We start from the raw sequence: 17516 nt of genomic DNA, 5'->3' as shown, positions 1-17516 counted from the left end.
CCGCCGCGTCGGGTTGCGGGTTAGTGGCGTTCGATCATCGCGGTCAGGTCGTCAGAGACCATCGGCAGCGTTTCCCGCCAGGAAAGATAAGGCGTCGACGCGGTACCGTTGACCAGCACCGTGAAGCTGCCCCAGCGTCCGCTCTCGGTACGGAAATAGCCGGCAATGGCGCGTACCGTCACCGGCTCGTTGAGCGTTCCCGTCTTGACCATCACATGGTCCTGGAAGGTCTGGCTACCGCGGCGGATGAAGTGCATCGGTCCGTTGGTGGGTACCTGCATGCCGGCCACGAAGGTAGGGAACAGCGACGCGCGTCCGTACATCGCCCCGAGCAGCGCATTGACGCTCTGCGCGGAGACCCGATTTTCCGGCGTCAGGCCGCTGCCGCTACGCAGGGTCACCGCGCTGTGCCCCGGCAGGCTGGTGGCGAACCGTTCCAGCTCGCGGCCGGCGTCCGTCAGGTTCTGCTGCGTGCCGGAAGTCAGGTCCAGCGCCAGCGTATCGGCCATGAAGTTGTTCGAGTAGTTGAGCGTGCGCAGCAACAACTCCTGCAGCGGCTTGCCCTCGACGGCAGCCAGAGCCTGCGCGGTGGACGGCGGCGCCTGGCGGCTGACGGCATAGCCGCCGCTGACCGTAATACCGGACTGGCGCAGCAGCGACAGCAGCGTCTGGCCGGTCTGGTCGGCAGGATCGGAGCTGGCCTTGTAGACCGGGCGCGGATAGCTGCCGGCCGGTATCTGCCCGCTGACCCGCAGCGTATCGCCCTGGCTGTCGGTGATCCGCCTGGCGTAGAGCTTGGCCGAACCGCCAGCAGCAACGGTAGTGACGTCATTCTCGATGCGAATGGTCGGTGCCACCGTATCGCAGTTGGTGACCCGCGCCGGCTGCCCGACGATCCCCGGCATCACCGTGGCGCACCAGCTGCCGTAGTTGATCGCGGCGGAAGAGAGCAGCGCCGCGTAGGCGTTGGTGCCTTCCGTCTGCGTCTCGCAGCGGTCGGTGGTAATGCAGGTGACCGGGCCAAAGCGCCACTGGCTGACCACCAGTTGGCCATCGATGCTGGAGACGCCAAGCTCCCGCAGTTTCTGGATCAACCGCCAGAGTTCTTCGGAGGTCAGCGCCGGGTCCCCGCCGCCCTCCAGCACCAGATCGCCGTGCAGCACGCCGTTACCATCGAGCGTGCCGGTGGAGACGAAACGCGTGGTAAAGCGATGCTGCGGCCCCCAGCGATCCAGCGAAGCGGCCGCGGTATACAGCTTGGTGACCGAAGCCGGTGACAACGACTGCGCCGGATTGATGGCGCCGAGAACCTCGCCGCTATCGAGCAGACGTGCCTGCGCGCTGATCGCGAAACCTTTGTCGGCCAGCCGGGCGACATGCTCGAACCCGGCCGCCTGCGCGGCGATGGTGAAGACAGAAAGGGATAACGCACCGAGAAACAGAGAACTTCGACCTAGCCATCGCCGCATAATGGGATGCTCGCTCCAAAGAAAAATGAGGGCCAATCTCATCCAGAGCGTACCAATTAACTCACTGTGAATGCGATGCCCGGTGTCGTGTTCCTGTGGCAGAAGACGTAATCGTGACGAAAGCGCCAGCGGCAGGAAAGACGCCGGAGTGACGAGAATCTCAGTGCGACGATAGACGCGAGAACATCTGGATGATGGCGACGCCGGCAATGATCAGCCCCATGCCCAGATAAGCGGGCAGGTCCGGTTTTTCGCCATAGAACACGATGCCGATCACCGTCACCAGCACGATGCCGAGTCCCGCCCAGATCGCGTAGGTAATACCGACCGGCAAAGACTTGAGCACCAGCGACAGCGCATAGAACGAGAAGCCGTAGCCGATCACCACGATCACGCTCGGCAGCAGCCGTGAAAAGCCGGCGGAAGCTTTCAGCGAACTGGTCGCCACGACTTCGGCGACGATCGCCAGCGCTAGCAGCAGATAGCTCATCGGGCTTGATTCCTATTTGGTTGAAGGCGATTCGGTTGAGGGCGATTCAGCCGAGACGATTGCGTCGAGCCCCGTCGTCGACAGATCGACACGGTAGCGCCATAGCGTCTGGCCGCTCTCGACATATTTTTGTTCGAACGGCGTCAGGAAAGTCTGTTCGAACGGCGTCATCAACGCGCCTTCCGGCGTGAAGGCGTCGATCTCGCCGTCGAGGCCACGGAGCGTCTTCACGCCCAGCGCGAACTCCTGAACGTAGATTGCCCAGTTGGAGCGCAACTCGAGCACGCCCCCGAGGGCGAGTATCGCCGGAAAGACCGGATGCCCCTGCCAGCGCTTCTTGAGTTGCGTGCTCTTGGGATAAGGATTGGGATAGAGCAGGAAGTGCCGCGCCGGCCGCCACTCGGCAGCCATCGCCAGGCGCCAGAAATCGACCAGATCGGCGCGCACCAGGAGCGCGTTGTCCGGCAGGGTGCCATGGTCTCGTGACAGCCGCTGCTCGCTGCGATCCACCCCCATCACGGCGTGGTCGGGATGGCGCTCCGCCAGCCGGCGCGTGGAGAGGCCCACGCCGCAACCGGCGTCGAGAATCAGCGGGCGATTCTGGTCCGCCAGCCACTGTGCCGCCCCCTCGAAGGCGATCCGCGTATGCTCGGCGGGCGGACGTTGCCAGGCGCTGTCCCGGGCACGCTGAACGCGGCGCACCAGATCCTGGTGCGGCCCCTGCTGACTGGAAGTGATGGCGCGCGAAGACGCTTGCATGGCAATTACCGTTAAAGAATGAGGCCCGTTAAAGAATGTTCTCGTTAAAGTATGAGGCCCGTTAAAGGATGAGGCCCGTTAAAGAATGTTCTCGTTAAAGTATGAGGCCCGTTAAAGGATGAGGCCCGTTAAAGGATGTTCTCGTTAAAGGATGAGGCTCGTTGAAAGGAGAGCACCGTTCACGGCTAACGACAGAGCGCGCATTCTAGCAGCCCCGGCGTCGACATTCCTGCCGCCGCGGCGCCGGCTTGCGCGACGCGTTCGTGGGCAAGCCACCCGCGCGGCATGACGGCGCGCGCGCGCAGGTGTATCATCCCAGCCCACATTCAGCCAATCCTGGCAATACGGCCTTCGATGGCATGCGCGATGACTGTCCCCCGCTCGTTCCGGGGCCATTTTTCACCGACTCAGGGCTCTCCTCCACCGGTTCGGGACTGACCTCCGCCGACTCGAGGTCGACAGCGCAAGCCTTTGCCGGGGATGCCCTTTCATCGCAGTTTCGTCATCCCCATGTCATCGTTCACCGATTGCCCCCAATGTTCACGAGGGACGTGGCTTGTCACATTTACCGGTAATCGTCGGTATGGGCGGCGTCAACGCCGCGGGTAGAACTTCCGGGCACCAGGCCTACCGCCGCACGATTCTCGACGTTCTACCAACGGCCGAACAGACTCGTACGCTTGTCGCACTGGCAACCCTGATGCAACTGGTCACCTCCCGGGAGGACGGCCAGTGGCGAAGCGCCGACGGCGAAATCCTGAGCGAACAGTCGGTCGTCAGCCGCTATCGCGAGCACATTCTCAAGCACACGCTGATCCGTCGCATCGAGGATGACGCCTTCGGGGAGGCTGGCATTCCCGGCAACCGTGAAGTGCGAATGACGCTCGACAGCCCCTTGCGCTTCACCGCGTCGCGACGCCAGTTGCCGCAACCGCTGCCCGCGGGCTGGGAAGTGCGCGAACTCGACAAACAGACGGTCGAGGTCAGCGTTCCCGCCGGTACGCTCGATGCGCTGCTGCCCGAACGGCGCCAGGCGCTGGTACGCGCTGCCGGCCGCCTGCCGGAAGGCTTCGCGCCCGACAGCTTCTATCGCAGCGTGCATCATCCGCGCGGGCTGTCGATGGCGATCTTCGGTGTCAGCGACTGCCTCGGCCAGAGCGGGCTCGACTGGGAGTCGCTGCGCGACCGGGTGGATCCGGACGCCATCGCCGTCTATGCCGGCAACTCGATCGGTCAGCTGGACGACGCCGGCTGGGGCGGCATGCTCAAGAGCTTCGTCACCGGCAGCCGCACCACCTCCAAGCAGATGCCGCTGGGCTACGGCCAGATGCCGGCGGACTTTCTCAACGCCTACGTGCTGGGGAGCGTCGGGGGAACGGGCGCGATTCAAGGCGCCTGCGCCACGTTCCTCTACAACCTGCGCCTGGGCATCGACGATATCCGTCACGGGCGCCGCCGAATCGTCATGGTCGGCACCAGCGATGCACCGGTGACGCCGGAGATCATCGAAGGATTCCGCGCCATGAGTGCGCTGGCCGATGACCAGAGCCTGATGGCGCTCGACGCCCTCGAGCTGCTGACCGACGAGGACTACCAGCGCGCCTGCCGTCCGTTCGCCCGCAACTGCGGCTTCACCATCGCCGAAGCGTCGCAGTTCGTGCTGCTGATGGACGACTCGCTGGTACTCGAGACCGGCGCGCAGATTCTGGGTTCCGTGCCCGAAGTGAACGTCAACGCGGATGGCTGGAAACGCTCGATCTCGGCCCCCGGCATCGGCAACTATCTCACCCTGGGCAAATCCGTCTCGCTGGCCACCTCGATCCTCGGCGAACGGAGCGTGCGCCAGCGCAGCTATCTGCATGCCCACGGCACCAGCACGCCGAAGAACCGTACCACCGAGTCGCATATCTTCGATCAGGTGGCGCGTGCCAACGGCATCGAGAACTGGCCGGTCGCCGCGATCAAGGCGTTCATCGGCCACTCCCAGGGCAGCGCCGCCGGGGATCAGATCGCCAGCGCACTGGGCACCTTCGCCCACGGCTGGGTGCCGGGCATTCCGACGCTCGACGCGGTCGCCGACGATGTCCACGCCGAGCGGCTGCGCTTCTTCCAGGCGCCGATCGAGTTCGAGACCGACTGCAGCTTCATCAACGCCAAGGGCTTCGGCGGCAACAACGCCACCGGCCTTTTGCTGTCGCCACAGGTAACCGAACGCCTGCTGGCCCAGCGCCACGGCCAGCGCGCGGTCGACGACTGGCGGCATCGTCGCGAGCAGACCCTCGCCGCCGCCGCGCAGTACGAAGCCGCTGCCGATGCCGGGCGATTCGATGTCATCTATCGCTTCGGTGAAGGCGTGCTGGAAGGGCCGGAGCTGGAAGTCGGTCGCGACTCGATCCGCATCCCCGGTTACGCCAATCCGGTGTCACTGAAGGTCGACAATCCTTTCGGTACACTGGATTGAGTTTGAACGTCTCGGGTCCGGGTACGGCAGCACGTGCGAGCACCGCACCGTCCGCCGGCCCCGTTCCCGGTCACCGCGGAGTCTCCTGAATGCAGAACACCGTCGTCTATCCCGGCACGTTCGATCCGATCACCAACGGTCATCGCGATCTGATCCACCGGGCTGCGCGAATCTTCGACAAGGTCGTGATCGCGGTCGCGGAGAGCCCGCGCAAGCAGCCGACACTCTCTCTCGAGGAGCGCGAGGCGCTGGCTCGAGAGGTGGTCGCCGAATGGCCCAACGTCGAGGTGATCGGCTTCAACGGTCTGCTCACCGAACTGCTGGCACAGCAGCAGGCACGCATCATCCTGCGGGGGCTGCGGGCGGTGTCGGACTTCGAGTACGAGATGCAGCTGGCCAACATGAACCGCGCCCAGGCGCCGGACGTCGAGACACTGTTCCTGACGCCCGAGATCGAGAACTCCTATATCTCCTCGACGATCGTGCGCGAGATCGCGCGCCTCGGCGGGGACGTTTCCCAACATGTATCGCCGTGCGTGGCCGAAGCCCTGCGGCGGCGATTCGCGGCAGACGGCGACAACCCGTCATGAGGACATAGATATGGCCCTGATGATTACCGATGAATGCATCAACTGCGATGTCTGCGAGCCGGAATGCCCCAACGATGCGATCTCGCCCGGCGAGGAGATCTACGTCATCGATCCGGGCCGCTGCACCGAGTGTGTCGGTCACTTCGACGAGCCCCAGTGCCAGCAGGTCTGTCCGGTGGACTGCATTCCGCTCGACCCCGAGCGTGAAGAAACCAAGGATGAACTGATGGAAAAATACCGGATCATCACCGCGGCCTGACAGCCGCGCGCATGCCACGTCACCGAATCGCCGCCGCTTCCGGCGGCGCTTTCGTTTGTGCCGCTGAAGGCCAAGGCCCGAACACGACCAACGGAGACAAGACACCCAGTGGGCCGCACCGACACTTCCCCGAGCAAGCCGGGTCACGACGCCAGACGCTATACCATCCGCCATATCTGGAAACTGGCGTGGCCGATCATTCTCTCCAACATCACCGTACCGCTGCTCGGCCTGGTGGATACGGCCGTGGTCGGCCATCTGCCGGATTCACGCTATCTCGCCGCGGTGACGCTGGGCGCGACGCTGTTCAGCTTTCTCTACTGGGGCTTTGGCTTTCTGCGCATGGGCACCACTGGCCTGACCTCCCAGGCCGTCGGGCGCGAGGACGACAGCGGCGTAAGGCTACTGCTGGCCCAGTCGCTGGTGATGGCGGTCGCGATCGGGCTGGCCTTGATCGTGCTGTCGAAACCGCTGATCGATTTCGGCCTGTGGCTGCTCGACGGCAGCGAAGCGGCGATGTCGCTGGCCGCCAGCTATGCCCATATCCGGATCTTTTCCGCGCCAGCGGTACTCGCCAACTACGCCATCCTGGGCTGGTTCATCGGCCAGCAGAAAACCCGAATCACCCTGGCGATTCTGCTGCTCACCAATGGCGTGAACATCCTCCTGGACCTGCTGTTCGTGGTCGGCTTCGGGCTGGCCAGCGACGGCGTGGCCTGGGCCTCGCTGATTGCCGACTACAGCGCGCTGGCCTTCGGCCTGTGGCGGGTTGCCATCCATTGCCGCCAGCTGGGCGGGTCGCTGTCGCGCCAGGCGCTATGGGTGTGGCAGCACTACTCGGCGTTGATCCGCGTCAACCAGCACCTGTTCGTGCGCACGCTGGGGCTGCTGTTCGCCCAGGCGTTCTTCACCGCCCAGGGTGCCAATTTCGGCGACACCGTGCTCGCCGCCAACGCCGTGCTGCTGCAGTTCATCATGCTCACCTCCTTCGCGCTGGACGGTTTCGCCAACGCGGCCGAAGCGCTGACCGGGCGCTCCGTGGGCCGGCGGGACTGGAACGACTTTGGCGACGCCGTGCGAGCCGCCGGCAAGCTGTCGCTGCTGGTGGCGGGCGCATCGATGCTGCTGTTCGCGGTTGCCGGCGACGGCCTGATATCGCTGCTGACGGACCTGCCGGCAGTGCGCGCCACGGCCGCCGACTATCTGCCCTGGATGATCGCCATGCCGGCACTGGCGGTGTGGAGCTACCTGCTCGACGGCGTCTTCATCGGAGCCACCGAGACACGCGCCATGCGCGATACCATCTGGCTGGCGATCGCCGTCTACCTGCCGGCGTGGTGGCTGACACAAGGCTACGGCAATCACGGTCTATGGTTCGCGTTTCTGTTCTTCACCCTGGTGCGCTCGGCCTCGCTGGGTGCCTGCTATCTCCGCTACCGTCGGACTCGCTGGTCCTACGGCACCGAAATCGTCCCGGAATCAAGACGCTAGACCAAGGTTGACTGATGGCGGATCGAAGGATGCGTTAGGCTCGCGCTACCTTTTCTCCAACGAGTGGCCATGTCATGTTGCAGCGTCTCTCACGCCCGGCGGTCAAGCTGGTCGAACGTTACCTGCCCGACCCCTACATCTTCGTACTGCTGCTGACGATCGTCGCCGCGCTGGCGGCGATGCTGTTCGAGCAGCGCTCGCCGCTGGCGGTGATGCAGTATTGGGGCGACGGTTTCTGGGGGCTGCTGTCGTTCTCGATGCAGATGCTGCTGGTACTGGTCACCGGCTTCATGCTCGCCAATTCGCCGCCGATCAAGCGCCTGCTGGACAGGCTCGCCGCCACCGCGAAGACGCCTGCCAGCGCGATCATCCTGGTGACTCTGGTTTCTCTCGCCGCCAGCTGGATCAACTGGGGCTTCGGCCTGGTGATCGGCGCGCTGTTCGCCAAGGCGCTGGCGCGACAGATCCGGGTCGACTACCGCCTGTTGATCGCCAGCGCCTACTCCGGCTTCGTCGTCTGGCATGGCGGCCTGGCCGGCTCGATCCCGCTCACCATCGCCACACCGGGTCATTTCAGCGAAGACCAGATCGGCATCATTCCCACCTCGCAGACCATCTTCGCCGGCTACAACCTGATCATCGTCGTCGCGTTGTTCGTGATCATGCCACTGATCAATCGCTGGATGATGCCGTCGGAGGACGAGAGCGTCTTCGTCAGCCGCGAGCAGCTCGCAGAGCCGGAAAGCCCCGACCGCAACGCCATCGAGCGCCCGGCGGACCGGCTGGAAAACAGCACTCTGCTATCGATGCTGGTGGGCGTTCCGGGCCTGCTCTATCTGGTTCACTACTTCTTCTTCGCTGGCGGCGGGCTCAACCTCAACAGCGTCAACTTCCTGTTCCTGTCGCTTGCCATCGTGCTTCATCGCACGCCGCGCAGCCTGCTCGCGAGTCTCAACGAGGCGATCAAGGGCGGCGCCGGCATCGTGATCCAGTTCCCGTTCTATGCCGGCATCATGGGGATCATGATGCAGTCCGGCCTGGCACAGTCGCTCTCCGAGCTGTTCGTTGCCATTGCCAATGCCGATACGCTGCCGTTCTGGTCGTTCATCAGCGCCGGCATCGTCAACCTGTTCGTCCCTTCCGGCGGCGGCCAGTGGGCGGTGCAGGCGCCGGTCATGCTGCCTGCCGCCGAAGCGCTGGGTGCCGATGTCTCGCGCGTGGCGATGGGCGTCGCCTGGGGCGATGCGTGGACCAATCTGCTGCAGCCGTTCTGGGCGCTGCCAGTACTTGCCATCGCCGGGCTCAACGCCAAGGACATCATGGGATTCTGCCTGATCCAGCTGGTGGTCACAGGAGTGGTGATCGGGCTCGGGCTGACCCTGTTCTAGGTTCCGCCGAACGCGGTCTGCATGGATCTGGTCGGAGGTTCAACTATCGGCCGATTGATGGGCAGTCGCGGTGAAACGTGTTACATCTGGCGCACAATCATTCCTGCACTGGATTCCGAGGATACCGTGACGCCCGATGACCTGCCTCGTCAGCACGAGCTGTCGATGACCGTACTCATGACCCCCGACATGGCCAACTTCAGTGGCAAGGTGCATGGCGGGGCGATTCTCAAGAAACTCGATGAAGTCGCCTACGCCTGTGCCAGTCGCTATGCCGGCAGCTACGTGGTGACGCTTTCCGTCGACCAGGTGCTGTTCAAGCAGCCGATCCACGTCGGCGAGCTAGTCACCTTTCTGGCGATGATCAATCATGTCGGCCGCTCGTCGATGGAAGTCGGTATCAAGGTACTGGCGGAGTCGATCCAGGAGCGGGTGATCCGGCACACCAACAGCTGCTACCTGACCATGGTCGCCGTCGACAGCAGTGGCAAGCCGGTTCCCGTGCCGGCACTGGAATTGAAGACACCGCTGCAGAAGCTACGCTTCGAGAAGGCCGCGTTACGCAAGAAACTGCGCAAGCAGGAAGCGGAAGAGGAGCGTAACGCCATGGCCGAACACCTCAAGGCGTACCCGACCGATCGGCTCGACGGCTAGCCCGGCGCCGTCCCCGCCTGAATGGCGCTTCAATCGCACCATCAACGCACCACGACCACAGCCCCCTGCGAACAAGGACGTTCGATGCCTGAGACCCGCTTCCGCCAACCCCGCGCCACACGGCGGCTCAGCCTGCTCAGCGAGCGGATGCTGCTGATCTGGGATTTCGCCATCGTCATCCTGGTAACGATCAACCTGGCGCTGCTGCTGTTCGACAGTCTGTTCCTGATTCCGCCGCTCAATGCCGCTTTCGCTGCCGTGGCGCCGGGCCTGCACGACGCCTATGCGTCGACCATCCGGGCCAATTTCTTCGAGATCGATCTCTGTTTCGTCGCCATCTTCATGCTCGACGTGCTGCTGGGCTGGGCGATCGCCATCGCCCAGCGGCGCTATGCCCGATGGTTCTTCTATCCCTTCGTGCACTGGTATGACGTGCTCGGCTGCATTCCGCTGGCCGGCTTCCGGCTGCTGCGCGTGCTGCGTGTCATCTCGCTGTTGATACGTCTGCAGCGCCTGGGCGTGATCGACATCACCCGCTGGCGCCTCTATCGCTTCTACCGCACCTACTACGGCGTGCTGATGGAAGAGATCTCCGATCGCGTCGCCATCAACCTGCTCGGTGACATACAGGACGAAATCCGCGACAGCGAGCGCTTGACCCAGCGCATCTCGACCGAGGTGATCCAGCCGCGCAAGGCCGCGCTGGTCGACGAGATCGCCGCGCGCCTGGAGCGAACGATCAACAAGGGATATGCGGAGAATCATCGGCAGGTTCACCGCTACGTCGCCGCGCTGGTGACCAGGACGATGGCGGAGAACGACGAGCTACGTCGCCTGCGCAGCCTTCCCATGGGCGACGCCGTCGCCGAGGGTATCGAGCGCAGCCTGAGCGACATCGCCAGTCGCGTAGTCCACGAGGCCATCGACGGCCTGCGTTCGCCCCACTTCCACTCGCTGATGACCGACCTGGTCGGCAGCGGTGTCGATGCCTGGCTCCAGGTCGATGACAGGGCCGACAAGGTCACGCAGCAGGTGCTGATCGACATGCTGGAACTGCTCAAGGAACAGGTCGCCGTGAAGCGCTGGAAAAGCGAGCTCAGCGAACCTCAGACGCAGCACGACGCTCGTCCGAGCCGCGAGCCCGGCGCCTGACCTAGTCGAGCAGGCGTCAGACCATAGGAGCCTTCGTCTTCACTCGATGATCCGCAGCACGGTATAGGGCGCCTCGCACGCTTCCCGTTCGTCGCGTTCGTCTATCCGCCCCAGGGTCATGTCGCGGTCGTTGTCGTAGGCCACGAACAGCCGCTCGGTATCGAGTACCGCCAGCCCCTCCGCCTTGTGCTCAAACTCCAGCACATCGCCATGGGCGTCCTCGACGATCGACGGGCTGGCGCCGCGGGTCAGGTCGGCCAGCGGCATTGACCACAGATAGCCGCCGGTCTGCTCGCCCGCCTCGTCCTCGATCTCGAAACTCGCCATTAGGTAGAGGCGATCGTTGTAGGGGTCGTACTCGAGACTCGAGAGCCCGCAGACATGACGAACGCCAGCGTACTCCGAAGGCTCGAAGCGATAGCGCTCGCAGAGCTTGTCGACGAACTCGAGATTGCCGTCGGCCGTCATGCGGTAGTGAACGCCCACCACCCGCGCCACGTACTCGAAGTCGTCGTAGGCCTGGCCTTGTTCGCGCACGCCGAACAGCAGCAGACCGTCGGACTTTTCGCCAAGGTCGGCGAGCGCCGGGACAGCGGCCAGCCCTTCGATCTTGTAGTACGGCAGGCCGATCGCCTCGTCGAGCTTGCGCCGAAGCTCCAGCGAGCCTCCGACGCCGTCGCGCGGGTCCGGATCCACGACCTGGACGCGCTCCGGCTGACCCACCGGCCAGACCAGCAGATGATTGTAGGCATTGAGCGCGTGACTTTCGTCATCGATACGGTCGAAGCCGGTCGTCGCCAGGATGTAGCGGCCATCGACGGTAAGGGCGAAGTCCTCGTACTTGACCGCGTGCCGGATGGCATCCGCAGTCAGGTACTGCAGGCTGTCCGGATCCGGCAGGCCGTCGACCAGATCGAAGGCAAACACGGCCGACCGGTCGTCGCCGGGAATCGGCTTGTCGCTGGCCAGAATCAAACGTTCGCCGTCGAAGACCACGGCCGAGACTTCGACGTTGACCAGCGAGCCGCTTTCATGCGCCAGCCCGGCGGGAAAACAGGTCAGCGTGCCTTCGGTGATGAGCTCGGTACGTAGCATGGGATCTCCTCGCTGAATGCTGCGGCAACGTCTTCGAGAGGCTGCCCGATCTGCCGGAGCGCCACTGGCTGGCAGATTCCTGAAACGGCGAGGGCCGGTCATCGGCCGGCCCTCGAAGCATGCGCTTGCCTGCAGTCAGCCGCAGGTGATATCCGTGATCATGCGCTGGTCGTCGACCTTGATGTTGAGCCGTTCCGAACGATGATCCATCGTGTAAGCCTTGCCAGGCTCCATGATCCGGATCTCGGCGGCACGCGAACGATCCGCGATACGCGCCTGCAGCTCATCCGTCAGGGTCTCCCCGACCAGGCTGCCGCCGGTCTGGGCGCCGCAGGCATCTTCGGGAACCGGCTTCACGTCCGGCGGCCGGGGCGCCTCGTCGGGCTTGGGCGCGGTGCTGCAACCCGCCAGTAGAAAGCCGCTCACGATCAATGCCGCTCCAGGAAACTTCATGTCCTACTCCTCATCGTCTTGATGACCCATTCCTGATCGAATGAACCTCGGATGAATCCATCCTAGCAGCTAGCGCCAGGCTCGGCATCGGCTGGTCGGCCGGGCGCAGTACCGCTAGACTCATCCTCTACCCAGGCGAGGTTCGTCATCCGGCCCTCGACAACAGCCGTCCCGGACGGACGCCCACAACAATCGAGTCTGCAAGCTCGACAAACGAGCCTTGCGCTCATCGATCGCAAAGGAACGCCGCCATGCTCCACTCGCTCCCCCGTCTACTCACTTCCGTTGCCGCCGCGGCGATGACCGTCAGCCTTGGCATGAGCCAGGCCATGGCGCAGGACGACCAGCAGCCGATTCGCGTCGCCTCCAAGATCGATACCGAAGGCTCGCTGCTCGGCAACATGATCGTCGACGTGCTGGAAAACGCCGACCTGCCGGTGGAGAGCCGCCTGCAGCTCGGCCCGACCAACATCGTGCGCCAGGCGCTGGTGGCCGGCGATATCGATCTCTATCCCGAATACACCGGCAACGGCGCGTTCTTCACCGATACTACCGACGACCCGGCGTGGAAGGACGAACAGGCAGGCTACGAGAAGATCAAGGCCGCCGACAGCGAAACGCACCAGCTGGCGTGGCTGACCCCAGCACCCGCCAACAACACCTGGGCGATCGCCGTGCGCCAGGATCTGGCCGATGTAAACGACCTTTCCTCCATGGCCGACTTCGGCCAGTGGGTCAGCGACGGCGGCGAGATCAAGCTGGCCGCCTCGGCGGAATTCGTCGAGAGCGATGCGGCGCTGCCGAGCTTCCAGCGTGCCTATGACTTCACGCTCAGCGAAGACCAGTTGCTGGTGCTCTCCGGCGGCAACACTGCCGCGACCATCCGCGCCGCGGCCGAGGGCACCAGCGGCACCAATGCGGCCATGGTTTACGGCACGGATGGCGCCATCGCCGCCGCCGGCCTCAAGGTGATGGACGATCCCCAGGGCGTGCAGATGGTCTACGAACCGGCCCCGGTAGTGCGCCAGTCGGTGCTCGAGTCCTACCCGCAGATCGAGGAGTTGCTGAAGCCGGTGTTCGAATCGCTCAACCGTGAAACGCTGCAGACGCTGAACGGCAAGATCCAGGTCGACGGCCTGCCGGCGGATCAGGTCGCCCACGACTATCTCACCGAACAAGGTCTGCTGGACTGAACTCGGTCATGGCATCACCCGCAAGCCAACGATGGGTCGGCAACCGGGTGCTGATGACGCTGCTCGTCGCCGCGGCCGCCAGCGTCGGGCTGCTGCCCTTCGCCGGTCTCTCGCCCAACCGGTTGGCCTCGGGGCAGTCGGTGATGCTCTGGCAGGCGCTGGCAAGCTGGCAGCTCGCGGCCCTTGCGCTGATCGGAATGGCCCTGCTGATCGCGGCGCTGGCGAAGCCAGTGGGGCCACGCGCCTCGCCATGGCTCGCGCTGGCCGCCACGCTGCCGCTGCTGGCGCTCGATTTTTACGGCCTCGGGGATTACGCCCATCGCGCGCTGGTCGACGCCTCGCCGGCGGCTCGCGTTTCCCAGGGCGCCACCTTCTGGATCCTGCTTCTCGTCTCTGCCCTGATCGCCATCGACGCCCTGCAGCGGCTGCGTCTCGGCCTGGCCCAGCGTGCGCTGTACGGCGCGCTGGCCCTGGCCGTGATCGGCGTCTGCTTCTCCGGCGAGCTGCTCGCACCGCTGTCGATCATGCGCGAGTTCGCCAATCAGGAGGAAAACTTCGTCGACCAGCTCATTCGCCACCTGCTGCTGGTGGGCGGCGCCCTGCTGCCCGCCCTGCTGGTCGGCCTGCCGCTGGGGCTGCTGGCGAATCGTCGCGCCCGCCTGCGCAACGGCCTGTTCAGCGTGCTCAACGTCTTCCAGACGCTGCCATCGATTGCCGTGTTCGGGCTGCTCATCGCGCCGCTCTCGGCGCTCGGCCGCGCCGTACCGTGGCTGGGCGATCTCGGCGTCAGCGGCATCGGCGTGGCGCCGGCGATCATCGCGCTGGTGCTCTACTCGCTGCTGCCGATCGTGCGCAATACCTACTCCGGCCTTGCCGGCGTCTCCAGCGGTGCGCTGGAAGCGGCTCGCGGCATGGGCATGACGCCGCGCCAGATACTGTGGCAGGTGGAGATTCCGCTGGCATTACCGGTGATCCTCTCGGGGCTGCGTATCGTCACCGTTCAGGCGATCGGCCTGGTGGTGGTCGCCGCGCTGATCGGCGCCGGCGGCTTCGGCGCCTTCATCTTCCAGGGGCTGGGCCAGTACGCCATCGATCTGGTGCTGCTGGGGGCCATCCCGACCATCGTGCTGGCGGTGATCGCCGACTTCGTGCTGCAGATTCTGGTCGGTCTGAGCCGGCCGCCCGGCACCCGCCAGGAAAACACTGCCTAAATGGCTGCGCAGGCGAATCGCTGCGTTGCGCGGTGCTCGGAGTCCTCACATATACCCATATGCTCCGGGTCCTGCGCTCCGTGCGCCTTGCGCTTCATCCTGCTCGCCGATTTATTCAGCGATTCCTGAAGGAAGATTGATGACTGATGATTGAATTGCAAGGATTGACCAAGACCTACGCCGGCACCAACGTCGTCGATGACGTCTCGCTGACGTTGGAGACTGGCGAGTTCGGCGTGCTGATCGGGCCTTCCGGCTGTGGCAAGTCGACCACGCTGAAGATGATCAATCGCCTGGTCCCCCTGAGCGGCGGCCGCATCATTCTCAATGGCGACGACGTCACCGATCTGCCGGCCGAACAGCTGAGACGGCGAATCGGCTACGCGATTCAGTCGACCGGGCTCTTCCCGCACTGGAGCGTGGCCCAGAACATCGCCACCGTGCCGCAGCTGCTGAAATGGCCTAAGTCGCGTATCGACGATCGGGTCGACGAGCTGATGGCGATGTTCCATCTCAATCCCGCCGAATTTCGCCACAAGTATCCGCACCAGCTCTCCGGCGGGCAGGCGCAGCGTGTCGGCGTGGCCCGGGCGCTGGCCGCCGACCCGGAAATGCTGCTGATGGACGAGCCCTTCGGCGCGGTCGACCCGCTCACCCGCGAGGTGCTCCAGGCGGAGCTCAAGCGCGTCCACCAGCAGACCGGCAAGACCATCGTCTTCGTCACCCACGACATGGACGAGGCGCTGCAGCTCGCGACCCGCATTGCGCTGCTAAACGGCGGCCGGCTGGTACAGTACGACCGGCCGATCGAGATGATGGTGAAGCCTGCGGACGACTTCGTGCGCGAATTCATCGGCCAGGCGGATCTCGGCCTCAAGCTGCTCTCGAGGCGCTGGGTGCATCAATATCAACGGGCGCCGAGTCTCGAACACCACGCCACCCTTCCCGGTCTCGATCACTGCTGGCAGCTCGATGACGCCGGCCGGCCGGTTGCACTCGAAGGCGCGCGGCTGGACGACGACCATGGCGTCACGCCGGTCAAGGCCGAGTGGACCGCCAAGCCCGAGATGAGCCTGAAGGAGGCGCTCTCCCGCATGGTGTGGTATCGCGTAATGGTGCTGCCGGTAGTCGACGACGCAGGCAAGCTGATCGGCGAGATCGGCATGCAAGGCATCATGGGAATTCAGGCAGAAGCGGAGGGTCGGGCTTCATGAACGGCGCGATCCACGGGGCACGGCGGCTACGCGCTGCCTCCGCCGGGAACGGGGTCCTGGGCGTACTGATCGTGTTGCTGATCGGCCTGACGCTGGGCATGGGCCAGCTGGAGCCGCTGTTCCGGGCGCTGTTCCCGGACCTAGGCAACCCGCTCTACGCCCGGGACAGCTTCCTCAACCTGATGCTTGCGCACATCGGGCTGGTGCTGATGTCGTCGCTGATCTCGGTGACGATCGGCGTCGCCGCGGGCCTGTTCGTGACCCGCCCGGTCGGGCGCGAGTTCGAGCCGATGGTGTCGTCACTGGCCGCGATCGGCCAGACCTTCCCGCCCGCCGCGGTCCTCGCCATTGCCGTGCCGCTGGCCGGCTTCGGCTTTGCCCCGACCATCATCGCGCTCTCGCTCTACGGCCTGCTGCCGGTGATTCAGAACACCATCGCCGGTCTCGGCACGGTGCCCCGGACCACGCTCGAGGCCGCCCGCGGCAACGGCATGAACCGCTGGCAGATTCTGCGCCGCGTGGAGCTGCCCCTGGCGATGCCGGTGATCATCGCCGGCATTCGCATTTCGGTGATCGTCAACATCGGCACCGCCACCATCGGCTCCACCGTCGGCGCCAAGAGCCTCGGCACACCGCTGATTGCAGGCCTGGTCGGCAACAACCTGGCCTACGTAATCCAGGGAGCGCTGCTGGTCGGCCTGCTGGCGATCGTCACTGACCTGCTGTTCGAGCGGCTGGAGCGGCGTTACTCGTTCGGCGGTTGAGCTTATCCAAAGCCCTTAGCCAAAGCCCTTAGCCAAAGCCCTTAACCAAAGCCCTTAGCCAAAGTACTGGGCGCCGTTGACGTCGACGATGGTGCCGGAGACGAACGCGGCGCCGTCGCTCGCCAGCCAGACTGCCGCCGAGGCGACATCCTCGGGCAGCCCGGCGCGTCCGGCGGGGATCGTCTCGATGGTGGCCCGCTTGGATTCGTCGGTAGTGAAGGTCGCATGGAACGGCGTCGCCTCGATGAAACCCGGCGCCAGCGCATTGACCGTGATCCCCCGATTCGCCACTTCCTTGGCCAGCCCGCGGGTGAAGCCGAACAGCGCTGCCTTGGCGGTGGCGTAGGCGGTGGCGCCGGGATGACCGCCGTTGCGTCCCGCCAGCGACGACACCGTGACGATACGTCCCCCTTCGCGAAACAGCGGCAGCAGATGGTGGGTGACCAGAAAGACCGAATCCACGTTGAGCGCCTGCACCTGGCGCCACAGCGAGAACGGCATCTCCTCGATGGTGGAGCGCTGAATCAGACCACCGGCGTTGTTGACCAGAATATCGATACCGCCGACCTCTTCGCGCAGCCACGCCGCGAAGGCCTCGACGGCAGATTCATCGGTGACGTCCAGCGACCGGGCCAACGCCCTTTCACCGCTGCTGGACGTCAGCGCTGCCAGCGCTTGTGCATCGGGCTCGTGAGAGCGATAGGTCACCACCACGCGTGCCCCGGCGGTCGCCAATGCCTGTGCAATGGCGTAGCCGATACCCACGCCGCCGCCGGTCACGACCGCGACGCGTCCCTGCAGATGATTGTCTGGCATGCAACGCTCCCTCTTCTCAGGTGATCGTGTTTTCCGATGATCGTGGCAAACCTCGAT

Annotated in this window: 17 protein-coding genes; 11 read left to right on the top strand and 6 right to left on the bottom strand. The window is 64.8% G+C overall.

Annotated elements, in window-relative coordinates; genetic code table 11:
* Positions 1-20: 20 nt before the first annotated feature.
* The 3 genes from dacB to trmB all read right to left on the bottom strand — a co-directional run bounded on the left by dacB (position 21) and on the right by trmB (position 2718).
* Positions 21-1469, bottom strand: a complete 1449-nt coding sequence (dacB, locus tag ACWHY3_RS02370) for a D-alanyl-D-alanine carboxypeptidase/D-alanyl-D-alanine endopeptidase (protein WP_303854136.1) — start codon at positions 1467-1469, stop codon at positions 21-23.
* 160 nt (positions 1470-1629) lie between these two features.
* Entirely contained in the window at positions 1630-1959 is a 330-nt protein-coding gene (locus ACWHY3_RS02365; RefSeq protein ID WP_448127489.1) for a DMT family transporter, read from the bottom strand.
* A gap of 12 nt (positions 1960-1971) precedes the next feature.
* Entirely contained in the window at positions 1972-2718 is a 747-nt protein-coding gene (gene trmB, locus ACWHY3_RS02360; RefSeq protein WP_303854134.1) for a tRNA (guanine(46)-N(7))-methyltransferase TrmB, read from the bottom strand.
* Positions 2719-3301: 583 nt separating this feature from the next.
* Between trmB and ACWHY3_RS02355 the strand changes: the two genes are divergently transcribed.
* The 7 genes from ACWHY3_RS02355 to ACWHY3_RS02325 all read left to right on the top strand — a co-directional run bounded on the left by ACWHY3_RS02355 (position 3302) and on the right by ACWHY3_RS02325 (position 10713).
* Positions 3302-5179: a beta-ketoacyl synthase gene (locus ACWHY3_RS02355; protein WP_448128132.1), complete on the top strand. Its 1878-nt coding sequence runs from the start codon at positions 3302-3304 to the stop codon at positions 5177-5179.
* 89 nt (positions 5180-5268) lie between these two features.
* Entirely contained in the window at positions 5269-5769 is a 501-nt protein-coding gene (coaD, locus tag ACWHY3_RS02350; RefSeq protein ID WP_087719118.1) for a pantetheine-phosphate adenylyltransferase, read from the top strand.
* A gap of 10 nt (positions 5770-5779) precedes the next feature.
* Positions 5780-6028, top strand: coding sequence for a YfhL family 4Fe-4S dicluster ferredoxin (locus ACWHY3_RS02345; RefSeq protein ID WP_303854132.1), 249 nt, complete (start codon positions 5780-5782; stop codon positions 6026-6028).
* Between the two features lie 165 nt (positions 6029-6193).
* Positions 6194-7519: an MATE family efflux transporter gene (locus ACWHY3_RS02340; RefSeq protein WP_448128131.1), complete on the top strand. Its 1326-nt coding sequence runs from the start codon at positions 6194-6196 to the stop codon at positions 7517-7519.
* Positions 7520-7593: 74 nt separating this feature from the next.
* Positions 7594-8907, top strand: a complete 1314-nt coding sequence (locus tag ACWHY3_RS02335; RefSeq protein ID WP_448127488.1) for a short-chain fatty acid transporter — start codon at positions 7594-7596, stop codon at positions 8905-8907.
* Between the two features lie 165 nt (positions 8908-9072).
* Positions 9073-9561, top strand: coding sequence for an acyl-CoA thioesterase (locus tag ACWHY3_RS02330; protein ID WP_071232809.1), 489 nt, complete (start codon positions 9073-9075; stop codon positions 9559-9561).
* Positions 9562-9645: 84 nt separating this feature from the next.
* Complete coding sequence (locus ACWHY3_RS02325) at positions 9646-10713, top strand: ion transporter (RefSeq protein WP_448127487.1); 1068 nt, start codon at positions 9646-9648, stop codon at positions 10711-10713.
* Between the two features lie 39 nt (positions 10714-10752).
* Here ACWHY3_RS02325 and ACWHY3_RS02320 read toward each other — a convergent pair whose 3' ends face one another.
* Together ACWHY3_RS02320 and ACWHY3_RS02315 are read right to left on the bottom strand one after the other, a co-directional pair.
* Entirely contained in the window at positions 10753-11808 is a 1056-nt protein-coding gene (locus ACWHY3_RS02320; RefSeq protein WP_332779084.1) for a hypothetical protein, read from the bottom strand.
* Positions 11809-11943: 135 nt separating this feature from the next.
* Positions 11944-12261 (bottom strand): I78 family peptidase inhibitor, encoded by a 318-nt coding sequence (locus ACWHY3_RS02315; protein WP_448127486.1) that lies wholly within the window; start codon positions 12259-12261, stop codon positions 11944-11946.
* 251 nt (positions 12262-12512) lie between these two features.
* On the opposite strand from ACWHY3_RS02315, the gene osmF reads away from it, so the two are divergent.
* The 4 genes from osmF (at position 12513) to ACWHY3_RS02295 (ending at position 16643) form a co-directional block, all read left to right on the top strand.
* Positions 12513-13454, top strand: coding sequence for a glycine betaine ABC transporter substrate-binding protein OsmF (gene osmF, locus ACWHY3_RS02310; RefSeq protein WP_303854122.1), 942 nt, complete (start codon positions 12513-12515; stop codon positions 13452-13454).
* An 8-nt stretch (positions 13455-13462) separates the two neighbouring features.
* The gene (locus tag ACWHY3_RS02305) at positions 13463-14665 is read left to right on the top strand and encodes an ABC transporter permease (protein ID WP_303854120.1); all 1203 of its coding nucleotides are present in this window, start codon (positions 13463-13465) and stop codon (positions 14663-14665) included.
* A gap of 146 nt (positions 14666-14811) precedes the next feature.
* Positions 14812-15879 (top strand): ABC transporter ATP-binding protein, encoded by a 1068-nt coding sequence (locus ACWHY3_RS02300; RefSeq protein ID WP_448127485.1) that lies wholly within the window; start codon positions 14812-14814, stop codon positions 15877-15879.
* Positions 15876-16643, top strand: a complete 768-nt coding sequence (locus ACWHY3_RS02295) for an ABC transporter permease (protein WP_110636559.1) — start codon at positions 15876-15878, stop codon at positions 16641-16643. The genes ACWHY3_RS02300 and ACWHY3_RS02295 overlap by 4 nt, the downstream gene beginning before the upstream one ends.
* A gap of 54 nt (positions 16644-16697) precedes the next feature.
* Here ACWHY3_RS02295 and ACWHY3_RS02290 read toward each other — a convergent pair whose 3' ends face one another.
* Positions 16698-17459 carry an SDR family NAD(P)-dependent oxidoreductase gene (locus tag ACWHY3_RS02290; RefSeq protein WP_448127484.1) on the bottom strand — a complete coding sequence of 254 codons (762 nt, stop codon included), beginning with the start codon at positions 17457-17459 and terminating at the stop codon, positions 16698-16700.
* Between the last annotated feature and the right edge of the window lie 57 nt (positions 17460-17516).

This window comes from Salinicola sp. NYA28a, from assembly GCF_976982775.1.
This window is presented reverse-complemented; position numbering and strand designations above follow the sequence as displayed.